This is a genomic window from Planctomycetia bacterium, assembly GCA_016795155.1.
Lineage (GTDB): Bacteria > Planctomycetota > Planctomycetia > Gemmatales > HRBIN36 > JAEUIE01.
On the sequence record JAEUIE010000029.1, the window covers coordinates 1 to 15,753 of the forward strand.

The 15,753-nt window shown below is 51.9% G+C and carries 13 protein-coding genes; 7 read left to right on the plus strand and 6 right to left on the minus strand.

Translation table 11 applies throughout. The features are described from left to right. The 3 genes from JNJ77_11215 to JNJ77_11225 all read left to right on the plus strand — a co-directional run. On the plus strand, positions 1-116 hold a 116-nt coding region (locus JNJ77_11215; protein ID MBL8823149.1), incomplete at its 5' end, for an IS5/IS1182 family transposase. Positions 117-150: 34 nt separating this feature from the next. Continuing rightward, positions 151-1,515, plus strand: coding sequence for an aspartate aminotransferase family protein (locus JNJ77_11220; GenBank protein MBL8823150.1), 1,365 nt, complete (start codon positions 151-153; stop codon positions 1,513-1,515). 104 nt (positions 1,516-1,619) lie between these two features. Next, positions 1,620-3,749 (plus strand): S9 family peptidase, encoded by a 2,130-nt coding sequence (locus tag JNJ77_11225; GenBank protein MBL8823151.1) that lies wholly within the window; start codon positions 1,620-1,622, stop codon positions 3,747-3,749. Between the two features lie 98 nt (positions 3,750-3,847). Here JNJ77_11225 and ggt read toward each other — a convergent pair whose 3' ends face one another. The 3 genes from ggt to JNJ77_11240 form a co-directional block, all read right to left on the minus strand. After that, complete coding sequence (gene ggt / locus JNJ77_11230) at positions 3,848-5,638, minus strand: gamma-glutamyltransferase (GenBank protein ID MBL8823152.1); 1,791 nt, start codon at positions 5,636-5,638, stop codon at positions 3,848-3,850. An 87-nt stretch (positions 5,639-5,725) separates the two neighbouring features. Continuing rightward, complete coding sequence (gene hisS / locus JNJ77_11235; protein ID MBL8823153.1) at positions 5,726-7,045, minus strand: histidine--tRNA ligase; 1,320 nt, start codon at positions 7,043-7,045, stop codon at positions 5,726-5,728. 31 nt (positions 7,046-7,076) lie between these two features. Then, positions 7,077-8,123, minus strand: coding sequence for a hypothetical protein (locus JNJ77_11240; protein ID MBL8823154.1), 1,047 nt, complete (start codon positions 8,121-8,123; stop codon positions 7,077-7,079). Between the two features lie 179 nt (positions 8,124-8,302). On the opposite strand from JNJ77_11240, the gene JNJ77_11245 reads away from it, so the two are divergent. Both JNJ77_11245 and JNJ77_11250 read left to right on the plus strand, forming a co-directional pair. Beyond that, on the plus strand, positions 8,303-9,103 hold the full coding sequence (locus JNJ77_11245) for a hypothetical protein (GenBank protein MBL8823155.1): 801 nt from the start codon (positions 8,303-8,305) through the stop codon (positions 9,101-9,103). Then, complete coding sequence (locus JNJ77_11250; GenBank protein MBL8823156.1) at positions 9,100-10,257, plus strand: cysteine desulfurase; 1,158 nt, start codon at positions 9,100-9,102, stop codon at positions 10,255-10,257. Before JNJ77_11245 ends, JNJ77_11250 begins: the two co-directional genes overlap by 4 nt. 6 nt (positions 10,258-10,263) lie before the next feature. Here JNJ77_11250 and surE read toward each other — a convergent pair whose 3' ends face one another. From surE to JNJ77_11265, 3 genes are all read right to left on the minus strand, one after another. Beyond that, positions 10,264-11,046 carry a 5'/3'-nucleotidase SurE gene (surE, locus tag JNJ77_11255; GenBank protein ID MBL8823157.1) on the minus strand — a complete coding sequence of 261 codons (783 nt, stop codon included), beginning with the start codon at positions 11,044-11,046 and terminating at the stop codon, positions 10,264-10,266. A 92-nt stretch (positions 11,047-11,138) separates the two neighbouring features. Continuing rightward, a complete protein-coding gene (locus JNJ77_11260) occupies positions 11,139-11,984 on the minus strand; it encodes a hypothetical protein (protein ID MBL8823158.1) in 846 nt (281 codons plus the stop codon). 86 nt (positions 11,985-12,070) lie between these two features. Continuing rightward, positions 12,071-12,313, minus strand: a complete 243-nt coding sequence (locus tag JNJ77_11265; GenBank protein MBL8823159.1) for a CDGSH iron-sulfur domain-containing protein — start codon at positions 12,311-12,313, stop codon at positions 12,071-12,073. Positions 12,314-12,397: 84 nt separating this feature from the next. Here JNJ77_11265 and JNJ77_11270 point away from each other — a divergent pair, with 84 nt between their 5' ends. After that, positions 12,398-14,110, plus strand: coding sequence for an NAD-binding protein (locus JNJ77_11270; GenBank protein ID MBL8823160.1), 1,713 nt, complete (start codon positions 12,398-12,400; stop codon positions 14,108-14,110). Between the two features lie 458 nt (positions 14,111-14,568). Further along, positions 14,569-15,687: a hypothetical protein gene (locus tag JNJ77_11275; GenBank protein MBL8823161.1), complete on the plus strand. Its 1,119-nt coding sequence runs from the start codon at positions 14,569-14,571 to the stop codon at positions 15,685-15,687. Positions 15,688-15,753 lie beyond the last annotated feature (66 nt).

Below are 15,753 nucleotides of genomic sequence, written 5' to 3' on the forward strand. Positions count from 1 at the left end.
CCATCAGTTGGCTACATCAATTTCGACGCTTACGGGTTCGCTATGAACGACGCGATGACATCCACGAAGCGTTCATGCTACTCGGGTGCATCGTCATCTGCGGCTATTTCCTCTAATGTTCTTTTTGTTAGATGCTCTAAGATAAATTAGATGCACCAACATTCGCTTTCTGAAAAAGATCAGTCACTGCTTCCTCAAGCCGTGCAAACCCTGCTGGCCGGGTTTCCGTTGCCAGAGATTGATTCAAATCTCGACATACCCAGGCTCCAGAGCATTCTGGAGGAAACAGCACAAAAGCTGCACGAAAACTATCCGTACCATCATCCGCTGTATATAGGCCAGATGCTGAAGCCGCCACATCCGCTCGCCAGGTGGGCCTATTCGCTCGCCATGGTGCTCAACCCCAACAACCATGCACTCGATGGCGGCCGGGCCAGTTCCCGCATGGAGAAGGAAGCAGTCGCGGAAATCGCCCGCATGTTCGGCTGGAACACGCACCTGGGCCATCTCACCAGCGGAGGTACCTTTGCCAATCTCGAAGCGCTTTGGGTCAGTCGTGAAACGCATTCCGGCAAATCAGTGGTGGCTTCCGAACAGGCTCATTACACGCATTCACGCATCTCAGCAGTCTTAGGCATTCCCTTTCGCAAAGTGGCTGCCGATGCACAAGGCAGGATGTGCTTAACGAGTCTCCAACAGCAATTGAAACAGGGCGACATTGGCACCGTGGTGGTCACCCTGGGCACAACCGCAGCGGGTGCGGTCGATCCGCTGCCTGCCATTCTGCAGTTGCAGAGCAAGTATGGTTTCCGCATTCATGTGGATGCCGCCTATGGTGGATATTACACGTTATGCAGCAAGCTGGATGCACCGGCTCGCGCCGCCTTCGATGCGTTGTCGCAGGTCGATTCCCTCGTGATCGATCCCCACAAGCATGGCTTGCAGCCTTACGGCTGTGGCTGCATCCTGTTTCGTGATCCCGCCGTGGGGCGTTACTACCGTCACGATTCACCCTACACGTATTTCACATCTGATGAAATGCATCTGGGTGAAATATCGCTCGAATGTTCCCGGCCTGGTGCGTCAGCGGTTGCCTTGTGGGCCACCGTGCAACTGTTGCCTTTGGAACGAAACGGTGCATTCGCTCAATCGCTCGATCAGTGTCGTCAGGCTGCATTGCAGCTTGAAGCCTGGTTGCGAAAATCGAAGTGTTTCGTGCCACTGCTCCATCCGGAGCTCGATATCGTTGTTTGGACGGTGCGCAGTGATTCCGCCAGCGAAGCCAACAGCCGGGCACGTGAATTCTTCGATGCTGCTGAAAAACACGATGTCTATCTCGCACTGGCAAGTTTTCCTAGAAACATGGTGGAACCTGCGGGTGCGATCAAACACTGGGATCAGGATAACGTCACCTGCCTGCGCAGTTGCCTGATGAAGCCGGAACATCTTGCCTGGATGCCGGAGATTCTTGCTCGTCTGGAATCAACTGTTCAAAGTTTATCGTGGTGTAGTTGATTCCATGAGAAGTCGATGAAACATCGCCAGTCTCAAAGACTGAAGCGATTGACTTTTTCTACAATAAAAAGATATCCACACTGTTAATCCCGGAGTCTGCCACCATGTTGTGGTTCCGTCTCGTGATCATACCCATGCTGATAACTGCCTTAGCTGTTTCCATTTCTGCCCAGGATGGCATCAAGTACCCTGCTACCAAGCGGATCGAACACGTGGATGATTACCATGGCACCAAGGTGCCCGATCCCTATCGCTGGCTGGAAAATGACGTCCGTGTCGATGCCGAGGTGAAGGCCTGGGTGGAAGCTCAGAACAAGGTGACTTTCGATTACCTGGCCACCTTGCCCGAACGCGAAAATATCAAGAAGCGTCTGACTGAACTGTGGAATTACGAAAAAGTCAGTGCACCTTTTAAGGTGGCTGGAAGATACTATTTCTCACGCAACGATGGCCTACAGAACCAGAACGTGTTCTATGTACAGGATACGCTCGACAGCAAACCCGAACTTCTGATCGATCCCAACACCTGGTCCAAGGATGGCACCATTGCCATGGCCGGCATGGCACTTTCGGAAGATGGCAAATATCTCGCTTACGGCATTGCCGATGCTGGTTCCGACTGGTCTACCTGGAAGGTCATGCGCCTGGCTGACAGGAAAGTGCTCGATGATGAGATCAAGTGGATGAAATACTCCGGCATCAGTTGGACTAAGGATGGCAAGGGATTCTTTTACAGCAGGTTCCCTGAACCTGCCGCCGACCAGAAATTCCAGTCACTGACGCTCAATCAAAAAGTCTATTACCACCGGGTAGGTACGCCACAAAGCGATGATGTACTGGTGTACGAACGCCCCGATCAGCCCAAGTGGGGTTTCGGCGCTCAGGTCAGCGAGGATGGCAAATACCTGGTCATCAATATCCGTATCGGTACGTCGGCACTGCATAAAGTGGTTTACAAAGACCTGGAAGAGCCTTACGGGACCTTCAAGGAACTGGTGGGCAACTTCGAGAATGAGTACAGCTTCGTCGATAACGATGGTCCAGTATTCTTCTTCAAGACCAACAATGGTGCTACCCGTGGTCGCGTGGTTGCCATTGATATTCGCAATCCTGATCAGAAAAACTGGAAGGTGATCATCCCCGAAGTGGCTGAAACGCTGCAGAGTGTAGGCAACACGGGTAACTTCCTCATTGCCAACTACCTGAAAAATGCCCAGTCGCAGATCAAGATTTTTACCACTGCTGGTAAGCTAGTGCGTGAAGTGCAATTGCCAGGTGTTGGAACAGCAGGTGGCTTTGGTGGACGCAAACAGGATCTTGATACGTTTTACACCTACACCAGTTTCACTACGCCACCAACCGTGTATCACTACGACCTCATTACGGGTGAAAGCAAACTGTTCCGCAAGCCTGACGTGAAGTTCAATCCTGATGACTATGAAGTCAAGCAGGTGTTTTACCCGAGCAAGGATGGCACCAAGATTCCTATGTTCATTGCCCATAAAAAGGGTGTGAAACTCGATAGCAACAACCCGACATTACTCTATGGCTATGGCGGATTCAACATACCTATGGTGCCCGGCTTTTCCGTTTCGCGATTGAACTGGATGGAAATGGGCGGTGTATTTGCGATGGCCTGTCTGCGTGGCGGCGGCGAATATGGCGAAGAATGGCACGCTGCTGGTACCAAGTTGAAAAAGCAGAATGTCTTCGACGATTTTATCGCAGCTGCTGAATGGTTGGTGGCCAACAAGTACACCAACCCCAAGAAACTGGGTATTCAGGGTGGTTCCAATGGTGGTTTGCTCGTCGGCGCCTGCATGACTCAGCGGCCTGAACTCTTCGGCGCCTGTCTTCCCGCAGTTGGCGTGATGGACATGCTCCGCTTCCAGAAGTTCACCGCAGGTCGCTTCTGGACCGATGACTACGGCTCATCTGATAACCCTGAAGAGTTCAAGGCGTTGCTGAAGTATTCACCCTATCACAATTTCAAACCCGGCGTCAGCTATCCGCCAACGCTGGTGACGACAGCTGATACCGACGACCGCGTGGTGCCAGGCCACAGCTTCAAGTTTACCGCGATGATGCAGCATTGTCACAGCGGTTCCAACCCGGTGCTGGCTCGCATCGAAACCCGTGCCGGCCACGGTGCAGGTAAACCTACTGCCAAGGTCATTGAAGAAACGGCAGACCAGTGGGCGTTCCTGGTGAAACACCTGGGGCTGAAGAAGTAAAGAATATTCCCCGTGGGACACGTTTGTAACATGTCAGAGGGGGATGAATTGTTCTGACATCACTCGATGATGTCACGATACAATCGTGACCCACGGCACTAATAACCTCTCACCGACCCTTCACGCCGTGGATCAGCTCCACCCTCCAGGGTTCCATCTGACAACAGCCGAATGCCTTGCGCTCCGCCCCAAACGGTGTTGCCGAGACTGAGTGGTGCGATCTCCCATCCACGCGATTCCAGTTGCTTCACCAGCTCCGCTCGATTCCTGAACATGCCATCGAGTTGCAGGGTAGTGTTTCGACAGGATGATCGGGAAGCATTAATTGCTTCCTGCATATCCATCCCGTGATCCAGCACGTTGAGAACAACATGACCCACAATGCCGATGATACGCGAACCACCCGGTGAACCAACAGCCATCACCGGCTGGTTGTCTTTGAAAATAATAAGGGGTGTCATGCTGCTGCGTGGCCGTTTGCCTGCAGGACGGCCACCCACAGTTCGTCGGCTTGGATCGAGTGCATTAGCCCCTTCAGCCAAGTCGAGGTCAAAATCGGTGAGTTCGTTATTCAGCAGAAAACCTGCCCCTTCCACGACCACACCGCAGCCCATGCCATGCTCAATGGTGGTTGTGCAACTGACGATGTTGCGATCTGCATCGACTATGCTGAAATGAGTAGTATGCTCGCCTTCAGTCTGCCCGGATGCACCTGTCGAGGGTTGCAGATTAAATAGTTCACCCGGCTTGGCCTTCTGTCTTGATTTCAACTGTAGAAATGCTGCACGTCGTTGCCCCAGCCTGGAGGGAGCCAGCAGATATTTCATCTGATAATCACGTGTCCAATCCTGATCGCCCAGGTAGGCATTGCGGTCAGCAAAGCCGATGGATTCCGCTCGTGCCCAGGCATCAATGCCATTAGCGCTGTTCAGATTGCGCTGCTCCGGTTCCATTGCTTCCAGGCAATGCAGAATGATGCCGAGCGTAATCGTGCCCGAAGAGGGCGGTGGCATGCCGAAGAGATGATACCCTCGATAGAAAAAACTGATAGGATCACGCTCGATAGCCCGGTAATTCTTCAAATCTTCCAGGCTGATGGCTCCGGGCGCAATGACACATTTCTCAGTTGCCTTCACGATTAGCGCAGCTGTTTCACCTTCATAGAAACCACGTGGCCCATGATCTGCAATGCGCTGCAGGGTCTTGGCCAGGTCAGGCAACCGCAAGACGGTGCCAATCTCTGAAACATGCCCTTCGTCGCCCAGAAGAAACTGCTTCTTGCTGGAAGGTATGCGGAGAAAACGGGACCGATTGGCTAGAATAGCATCGCGCAGGCGAGGAGTGACACCAATGCCACCCTCGGCCAGTTCGATGGCAGGTTGGAGCAACTGCTTCCACTTAAGCTTGCCAAATTTCTGATGAGCCAGGTACATACCCGCCACCGTGCCTGGAACGCCAGCAGCCCGGCAACCGGTCAAGGCATCTTTCACTACCTTGCCATCGCGTGTCAGAAACTGTTCCCGCCGGGCCGCTGCTGGCGTTTCCTCCCGGCCATCGAAACAAAAGGTCTGCTTTTTATTGGAATCGTAGTAAACAATGAAACAGCCTCCGCCAATGCCTGAGGATTGTGGCTCCACTACGGTGAGTGCCATCTGCACGGCAACCGTTGCATCGATGGCATTGCCACCAGCACGCAGAATATCAGTGCCAATTTTTGCTGCCAGTGGATGAGCTGCTGCCACCATTGCTCGCTTGTGATGTACAGCAGCAGGCAACTGACCGGGAACCGAATCATTCTCAGGGTATTCTTCTTGCGCCAGGCAATCACTTGAGTAACAGAAGAATAACGTTACACAGATAAAGGCGAATAAGCGAAGTTTGCAGAGCATGGAACGACTCAATACATGAAGAACAGAACATTATGTGCTCTGTTTTTCAATGGAGTCAAAGGAATAACTGCGTGGCAGCGTTATCGATCAGTCAACCAGTTTCCTCTGAATAGTCTCAACGAGTTGGTCGGCAGGCACTTCCATGCTACTGCGCTGGGCAAGGTCTTTTACTTGCCAGATGCCCTTGGCCAGTTCATCCGGCCCGGCAATCAGTGCCAGCTTAAAACCTTTTTTCTCGGCATAACTGAGTTGATTGCCCATCTTTTTTGCTTCCGGGTAGACTTCCACTCCGATGCCTGCCTGTCGCAGTTTCCTCGCCATCGCCTGATACTTACCCAGGTGATCAGCAGAAAACTGCACCAGCAGAACCGGTGCAGCAGTGGAAGTAGCAGGGAGCAGTTTCAATTCTTCCATGGCAGCCAGCAGGCGATCCAGCCCCAGCGAGGCACCTACGCCGGGAAGTACCTGTTTCGTGTATAGGCTGGCCAGATTGTCGTACCGACCTCCGGAACAGACGCTGCCGATGCCTGGCAAATCGGTGAGCAGCGTTTCGTAAACCGTGCCTGTGTAATAATCGAGCCCTCGGGCAATGCCCAAGTCAATCTGAATCCTTTCTGATGGAATGCCAGCATCACTGGCAACCTGTACCAGTTCACGGAGTCGCTTGATGCCTTCTGTACATCGGGCATTGCTCCCAAACTGCGACTGCATCTGGTCGAGAATCGAAGTATTTTCTCCCTGCAGTTCTACCAGCGCGAGTATGCGTTCTGCTTGTTGTTTGGCTACACCTGCCTTGGCCTGCATCTCTGTAGCTACTTCATCACGACCGATCTTGGCGAGTTTATCCAGCGAACGAAGCAGGGGGGCAGTGCGGTCAGCCAGTTGCAGTTCTTCCAGCAAACCGTTCAGGATCATGCGATTGTTGATATGGATGCGGAACCGACTGAAACCCAAAGCAGCCAGAAGATCGTGTATCACCAGGGCAACTTCAATATCAGCAGCGTTGCTGGTGGTGCCGATGGTGTCGAAGTCGCATTGAACAAACTCACGGTAACGACCTCTTTGTTGTCGTTCACCACGCCATACCGGAGCCAGGTGATAGCGTTTGAACGGGGTTCCCAGTGTGCCGATGTGCTGAGCGGCGAATCGGGCCAGGGGCACAGTGAGGTCAAAGCGTAAGCCAACATCGCGATCACCGTTATCTTTAAAGCGATATAGTTGCTTATCGGTTTCCTCGCCACCTTTGCCGAGCAGGATTTCGGTGTACTCCAGGGCAGGCGTGTCGATAGGCACAAAACCGTAGGATCGGTACACCTGCCGGGCCGTTTCCATAAAGCGTTCGCGAGGAATCATCAAGGCTGGGAGGTAATCGCGGAAGCCAGCCAGGGTACGAGGTTCTATAAGCATGGAAAATGGTGCTGTGTGGTTATGTGAAAGGCTACTTGCTGTTTCGACGTTGCCTGAGCTTGGCAGAAACCCGTTTCATGAATCGCTGTTCTTCAGGGGATAGCGCCTGGATGCCGCCTTGCTCGTGCATCTTGGCAAGCAACTCATCGATGCGTTGTTCGTCGGCAATGCGTTCTTCTTCTTCACGGAGTTTCTTTTTCTCCGCTCGCTCGGCAAGCCAGCGCTGCAGCATGGATGGTTTCTTGTCACGTGATCGAATGCTGCGTTCCAGGCTCGTATACCCCTGAGAGAAATCGTAGCCGAACGGGTTATCATCGCCTCCACCGGCTTCCAGCCGCTGTAGTTCCTGCTGACAAGTGGTGAAGATAAAGAACGACATCATGAAAGTGGTAATGATGTTGCTGTAATCTTCTTTGCCCAGAAAAATGATGGCCCATAAACCGAGCAGTACTGCGATTGTGAACCCGGCATAACAGGCAATGCGAGTAGCAGTCGTGTAGCCATAGCGGGGCCAGAGCGCAGCCTGTAGCAATCGGCCACCATCCAGCGGGAAGCCGACGCAGAGCACATTGAACCAGAACAGGAACCAGTTGAGATAGAAGAAACGGGCCAGCCAGACGGTATACCAGGGGAGTTGCAGGATGGCTTCTCCCTGCCCTTGAATGCTGTTGAGCGCCCCCCACGGACTCCACAAAGGCGAGATCGGTGGCCAATAGCCCAAAACGATCAGAATTGGGCCAGCGATCAGGAAAAAGATCAGGTTGACAGCAGGCCCGCCAGCCGTCGTAATGAAACTCGCCCAGGCATTGTGTGGATGATGCACATAAGCCAGACCGCCCAGCGGCCAGAGCAGAATCTCGTCTGCTGATCCACCCACGGAACGAGCCGCAAAACAATGTCCCAACTCATGCATCAATACGATAGCAAACAGCATGATCAGCAGGATAAACATTTCCAGGGCAAATGAACCACCCAGCTTGGAAACCTGTCCCACTTCCGCCACAATGAAAATGATAAACAGCAGGTGGATCCGAACCATGATCCCTGCGATACGTGTAAACGGTATGGACCACAACATGGGTCCCTGCATGATTTGCCCTCACTGCTGTACTGCGATTATGCATATTCTATCAGTTCAACACGCTGATGCATATGTGCATTGCAGTGCCTTCGGTTTAAGAGTACAACTGCCTGGGAGTTGATCTTGCAGGAGTATCTGGAAAATGCGACAACCATGTCGGTTTTAAGGTTCATTTGATGATACAGCGATTCAACCTGTTCTGGATATTGCTCGTTGTCCTCGCAGGTTGCATGCCCAACCCGCCCCGAAGTACCGTTCCTGTGACTGGGCCAGCACCCACATTCCGCAAGCCTACAGCTCCACTTTCCAAACCGAAAGAAGTATTGGAACGAGCCATTACTGCTCGTGGCGGTGAAGCTTTGCTCAAAAAACTGCTGCAGGTTACCTACAAAGGAAAAGGAAAATCGACTCCTTCCAATGTGGTGTCGAGCTTTGATTTCATCACTATATCCGCGTTACCTCACAGCATACGCGACGAATCGACTTATGAAGACGGCACCAAATTTGTTCAGGTTCTTGGCAAGGAAAAAGGCTGGGTATCCATCAGTGGCAAAGTCAAGGAAATGGATCCGGCAGCGGTTCGTGCAGTCAGGGAACAACTCTACTTCAATAATCTCATGACACTTGTTCCGTTACGAGATGTAGCCTACACCCTGGAACCCTTGCAGGAAGAACGAAAAGAGGGCGTGATGACCCAGGGCTTTACCGTTAAGTGCAAAGACCAGCAGGATTTAACGCTTTACTTTGATAAAGATACAGGCTTACCCATGATAGCCAAAACCAGAGTGTTCGATCCAAATCTGTTGATTGATCGAGATCAAGAAACTATTTTCACACGCTACGCTGTTATGCAGGGCATCCAGTTTCCCCAGCGCTGGGTGATTTACACCGATGGCAACAAAGCCATGGAACTGACATTTGAAGAATTAACACTGCACAATAAGGTAGATGACATTATCTTTACCAGGCCTCAATGATGTCACCGCAGCGGCCCATCTACCTTGACTACAATGCTACGACGCCCATCGATCCTGCCGTGAAGTCTGCCATGTTACCTTGGCTGCAGAATCATTTTGGAAATCCTTCCAGCGTGCATGTATATGGCAAGGTGGTACACCAGGCTGTTGAATTAGCCAGGCAGCAGTTGGCAAACTTAATCGGTTCTGATCCGTCGGAAATCGTTTTCACCGGCAGTGGCACCGAAGCCAGCAACCTCGCTATCAAAGGCAGTATCTGGCCTCGATTATTGGAACTCTCTCCTCGCCGATCCAGTCAACTGCAGGTCATCCACTCTGCGATCGAACATCCTGCAACGATCAAGCCATGTCAATGGCTTGCTAAATTCGGCTGTCACATCGAAGTAATACCAGTCGATCAATTCGGAATTCTGAATCTGGATAAATTGCGATCAGCACTCCAGCGACTAACACTGCTTGTCTCCATCATGCACAGCAACAATGAAGTAGGAACCTTGCAGCATGTCAGGGAAATCGCCTGTATGGCTCACCAGGCAGGTGCACTGATTCATGTGGATGCTGCACAATCTCTGGGCAAGGTTTCGATTAATGTCAGAGAGTTCGACATAGATCTAATGACAATTGCCGGGCATAAACTCTATGCGCCCAAGGGTGTGGGTGCTTTGTTTGTCCGTAAGGGCATTCAACTGGAATCGGTAATACACGGTGCAGGGCAAGAGGCAGGCCGACGGGCCGGCACGGAAAATGTTCCATATATCGTTGGTTTGGGGCAGGCAGCGGAAATAGCACGCCAGTCTTTGCCCAGCGCAACACAACATCTGCAACAGTTGCGAGATCGGCTGTGGAATGGTTTGAAAGAACGTCTGGAGGATATAGTTCAATTGAATGGGCACGCAAACGAACGATTGCCTAATACGCTCAATATCAGTGTGAAAGGGTGGTTTGGCAGCGAACTGCTCACCGCGTGTCCTTCCATTGCTGCATCAACGGGGTCTGCCTGTCATGAAGGTCAAGTCAGCATATCGCCAGTATTGGCAGCAATGGGCATTGATTCCGAGAGAGCGCAGGGTGCAGTACGATTGTCCGTTGGTCGCTTCACAACCGAAGCAGAAATTGATCAGGCAGTAGATGCAATCAGCCAAGTGGTGATGTAATGAGGGTTACTTATCCAATACAGGCGTCTGCCATTGCCAGTTGGACATTTCGCTGAGCCGATGAGGATCAGTCAGGTCGAAATGCAGAGGTGTCACGGTGATATACCTGTTGGCTAAATCGCGAACATCACTCTCACCTCCATCAGGGGGACAGGTAACATCAGACGCAATCCAGAAATAGGTTCTTCCCCGGGGATCGGTTCGCCTATCATATTTTTCGTCGTAGGGTGCTGTGCCTTGCGGTGCGACTCGCACGCCAACTGGTGGCCCATCATCAAGAGCCGGGATGTTGACGTTAAATAGTTGTCCCTGTCGAGGCTTCTGCTGCAGAATCTGCTCGACCATCTGTCGGCCAAGCACCGCAGCTTTCGGAAAGTTCAAACGAGGCGGTCGGCGATATTCCAGCGAAACAGCAATGCTGGTGATGCCAAAAAACGCACCTTCAATGGCTGCAGCTACAGTACCCGAGTAAAGCACGTTGATGCCGGCATTGGAACCGGCATTGATGCCACTGATAACCAAGTCAGGTCGCTGAGGCAGCAGTTGGGTGATGGCCAGCTTGACGCAATCTGCCGGCCGCCCTTCAACACCCCAGCCTATGCGATGGTGGTGTTCATCAAACACTTCCTGCACCAGAAGTGGTTGCATCAGCGTAATGGAGTGCCCGACAGCACTCTGTTCGGTTGCCGGGGCTACCACGGTAACGTTACCAAGTTTCTTCAGTTCTTCCAGAAATGCACGTAGCCCCGGCGCAAAGATCCCATCGTCATTGGTCAGCAGAATATTCAAAGCAGCCATAATGTTGGGATATGGTCGTAGATAAAAAAGAAAAGCCCTCACAATCTGAAGAGCGTGAGGGCTTTCAAATGGTACTTATGTGGTTAACGAGGATAAATCTGAATAGTCAAAGTTTCCGCAGCATTCAATGTTCGCAGAGTGTTAGGCTGAATGCCGGGCACTTCATAAGTAAAGTAGCCTGGGTTTTTATTCAGACTCAGCGATTCATTGGAACGCAGCGTGTAGTATTGGCCATCCACAATAACATTCAGCGTAGCTGGGTAAGTGTTGACCAACTTGACCGTGCCCAGAGCAGGGCGGGGCGTAACTGTGTTGGTGTTGGCGGAATCTGGTGGCAAAGGAAGAGCGAGTGATCGGCGGGTGGAATCGCTGCTTGCAGCATTGTGCCGTGCCAGATCCTGCTGCAATTTGCCAATATCATTCTGTGCCTGAATGAGTTCAATCTGAAGTGTATCGTACTTCTTTTTAAGATCAGTCACTTCACGAGTGGTGGTCTGTACCTGGCTGGGCAACTGATTCAAATCCCTCAGCATGCTGGCAATTTCATCCAGCCTGCGCTGTACCGAATCATCGACTGGTACTTTGGCGACAGGAACGATGGCGGAAGTCTGCACTACAGGTGATTTGCTGCCGTCAGTTGTCCACTTATCACATTGGGCCTGCAAAGCATTGAGCGATTCTTCCAGAGTGACAAGTTGGTTCTTGGTGCTTGCTGAGTAGGAGGTATGGTTTTCTTCCAGTTGTCGTACCCGAGCTTTCAGGTCAGCAACGTCTTTCTTGATCCTGGCAACAGGATCGATCAGACCTGGCTCAGGCTTGTTTGCGCTTCCCCATCGAGGCAATGGGCCAGATTGGGCATCCTGGGCAAAACAAGGTATCTGTAGCAGTGCTGCTGCACAACTGGTGACGATCATTTGCTTGAATGTCATGTTCTGCTCCTCAAATAACTCTACCTTTGCAGCGTAGGGTGTAAAAAGCGGTGGTGCAAGAAGAATCTGCCTCGATTAACAGCGAATTACGTGGTGACAGGTGGTGGTGCCGCAGTTTCCGTTGCAGCGAAGCCACAGGTTTTATGTGCTCCGTCACAAAACGGCTTGCGCTGGCTGGCACCACATCGACACAACGCAATGGATGGCTTGCCTTCAGGCAATACGTATGGTTGTCCAAGGTGATCTGTGATGGTCAGCGTAATACCCTGGTCGAGCGGGATAACAATTGGCCCGTTTTCGCGACAACGAATGGTGAAAGGTGTGCTCATGGTTTATCCTTGCGAACTGGCCATCAATCAGGTTACCTTCTCTAACATGATATGGTAGATGGCCGGAGGTCTCAAGAATTCCGCATGAATCCTGTATCCCATGCATCCGTCTCGGCACCTGTCATTGTCTGTGGTCTGGGACGGGTCGGCTGGCCTGTCATCGATTACATCCGTGCCCTGGGTTGGCCTATTATCGCCATAGACCAGGAAACAGAACCCACCGATCCACGCCTGGCAGGCATTCACTTCATTCAGGGAAACTTTCGTGATGCTGCTGTTTTGACGCAAGCCAGGCTGCAGGATGCACGAGGCGTCATACTACTGGCCAACGATGACCTGAACAACCTGGCAGCGTGTCTCGAAATCCGTCGGCTGCATCCGACTGTCTTCATTGTAGTTCGATTGTTTAACGATAACCTGGTAGCCAAACTCAGCTCGACCGTTTCAAATATGGTAGCGTTATCTTCTTCGCGATTATCCGGGCCATTGCTGGCGACTGCTGCTCTTTCAGGTGATGTCTTGGCACGCTTTCAAACGGCCGGAGAAGACTGGCAGCTTGAGCGGATCAGGGTTGATGCTGATAGTATGCTCATCGGTCGATCTCTGACAGAAGTTCAGCAACAGCATCCCTCGCTGCACCTGCTTGATCACACAGGATCGTACGACGCATTGCAGGCTGGCAATGCACAACTCTGGATTGGTCCCGTTTCAGATCTGCCAGCACTGCGCGATGTTGCAGCGGGTGAAGACAGTTTGCCTGCTCGCTGGGCTGGTCGCATGCGTAGATTTCTTCGAACACTTTTCACAACAGTCAGAGAAATTGAATGGCCTGTAAAGCTGGCTGCACTCTGCTTCTTCGGTGTGCTACTGCTTGGCAGTGTTCTCTATTGGCTGAGTGGTCTATCGCCCACGTTGTCCAAAGGGATGTTCAAGACCATCAATATCATGGTAACCTCATCCAACCTTGAAGAAAAAGAAGCACTCGAAGATTGGCATCGTGTTTTTATTTCATTCCTCAAGATTGCTGGTTTGCTTCTAACCGCGGCATTTACTGCGTTATTGACCAATTATCTGGTTCGTGCCAGGCTGCGTGGCGTTTTGTCGATTAGTCGCATACCAGAATCGGGGCATGTCGTGCTGTGTGGCCTGGGTACCGTTGGTGTGAGAGTTGTGGAAGCATTACGACAGGAACAAATTCCAGTTGTGGTGATGGAAAAGCAGGAAGGTGGACGATTCGTAGCGGCAGCCAGGCAACGGGGAGCCACAGTAATGATTGCTGACGGAACCCTGGTGTCAACACTGGAGCGTGCTCACACAGGGAAGGCCCGTGCCCTGGTGGTGGCGACCAGCAGTGATCTGGCAAATGTGGAAATTGCATTGCTGGCCCGTGAACTGAATCCCAAGCTTCGCGTGGTCATGCGGCTCGATGATGCCGGCCTGGCCCGGGCATTGCGCGAAACCGTTCAGATTCGGTTGGCTCTGGCCCTTCCTCAACTGGTTGCGCCTGCTTTTGTGCTGCCCCTGTTTGGCGACAGAATTCTTACCATGTTCTGGTGGAAGAACCAGGTGCTCTATCTGGTTCTGGAATTGACTATCACTGCAGAAACGGTTGGCCTGCTGGGGCAATCACCCCAGCAACTGGAAAAGGAATGGAACTGCTGGATCATCGTTCCTGGCCAAGCGGACAAAACCATGCTGAATGAGGGGCAAACCGTGCTGATGGTCGTATCAGCGGAGCTAGTCAGCCAGGTGATGGAGAAATGTTACAACCCCAGGTTACTGAGTGATGTCAGTTGACTTGAAACAAAATGGACTGGTTTGTGTAACTAAACGGAGTTCAAGCAGTAAGAATCGTTATTCCAGATGAACTCATACAGCAGGCTTATGTGAAACCTTAACAGTTGGGTAATTGTCGAAAGCTTTGCTGCCTGTTCCTGATGTGTCAAAAAGTTCTGGAAGTCATCAGATGCACAAGATGCTTGTGCCGTTTCGTTGCTGTTTGCCCATTCTTGGTTTGACAGGAAGCGAAGTCGGGTCGTGCTGGTCGAAAGAGGTGTAGCAGAGATAGCGTGCAGGCACGGATCTCTAAGGCATGATGCCATTGTGGGTTCTGGGGTGAGTAAGCGGTTTCATTGGTTGTTTCCGTTAATGGTGGTGGGAAATACCTGGCTGCAAAGTCAGGGCTGATTAGTGGAACACAAGCGTCCGATCCGCTGGACAACGGATCGGGTTTGCTTAAGGAGGTTGTGGTAACCATGAAGAAGCACATGACCAAACTGCTGGCAGCTGTGGCCATGACCTGGCTCGGTAGCAGTGCCTGGGCAGGTGACCCTTGTACTACCTGTGAAGAACCTGCCACTCGAGGTGGTTGGTACGGCTCAGTTGGCGTTATGGTTTTGAAGCAGGTGGGAGGCAGCAATCCTGCTTTCGTTACTGAAACCTATTCACCGGTCAATCAGAATGGACAGTCATTCCTGGTCAGCTCACAGTTATCGGAATTCGATCAGGAATACCGATGGGCTGGCAGGGTTGAACTTGGCGTTAAGGATGCCAGCGGTTTCGGGCTTCGGGCTCGTTATTTTTGGTTTGAAGATGATAGTTCCATCTCGTTCCAGGATAACACCGGTGTACAGTCTGTGAATGGCTTCCCCGGCCAGACTTACAATTCAACGACCGGTAATCGTTACCTCACTGCAAATCCGGTCGGTATCAATTTCGCTTCGGTTGGAACTGAATCTGCACCATCGCAATTGAACTATGATCGCAACTTGCGTATTCAGGCACTCGATTTGGACCTTACTTCTGACTGCCGACGAGGATGTCTGGAAGTCACCTGGTTCGGCGGTATCCGTTTCATGCGGATCGAACAGGATTACAATGCCAGCGAGCGAGTTCTGCCTCCACTGGAAAACTTTGAATTTCCTGCAGTCTATCCTGTAGGTCAGCAATTGCGTTCCTCGCACAGCCTTGATGCCTGGGGCCCGACTGTAGGTGTCGAAGCTCGCTATCCCGTGATAGCGAATATGAAAGCTTTCACAAGTGCACGTTTCGGCTTGCTTTATGCTGAAGGTGACCAGGTTGCCACGCTTGCTCTGCAGGCTCGTGACCCGGATCAGCCTCCCGTCTTTCAGGTGCCTTTCAGCAGCATCACCATGAGCCGTACTCTGGCTCTGCCCATTGGTGAACTCGAACTGGGTGGTGAATATAACCGTGTTCTCGGCTGCGATGGTCCTGAACTCTTTGTCCGTGGCTCCGTAATGGCCAACGCTTATTGGGGTGCCGGCAATGCTGCTCGGGTCAACAGCAGCAACATGCCTGCCAACGAAGATTTATACTTCTTTGGCTTTGCCGCTACCGTTGGCATCCGATACTAACAGGTTCGACAGGGTGGGCAGGATGCCCGCTCTTTCCTGGTTCGCGGCGGTGGGGTACTGCTGACT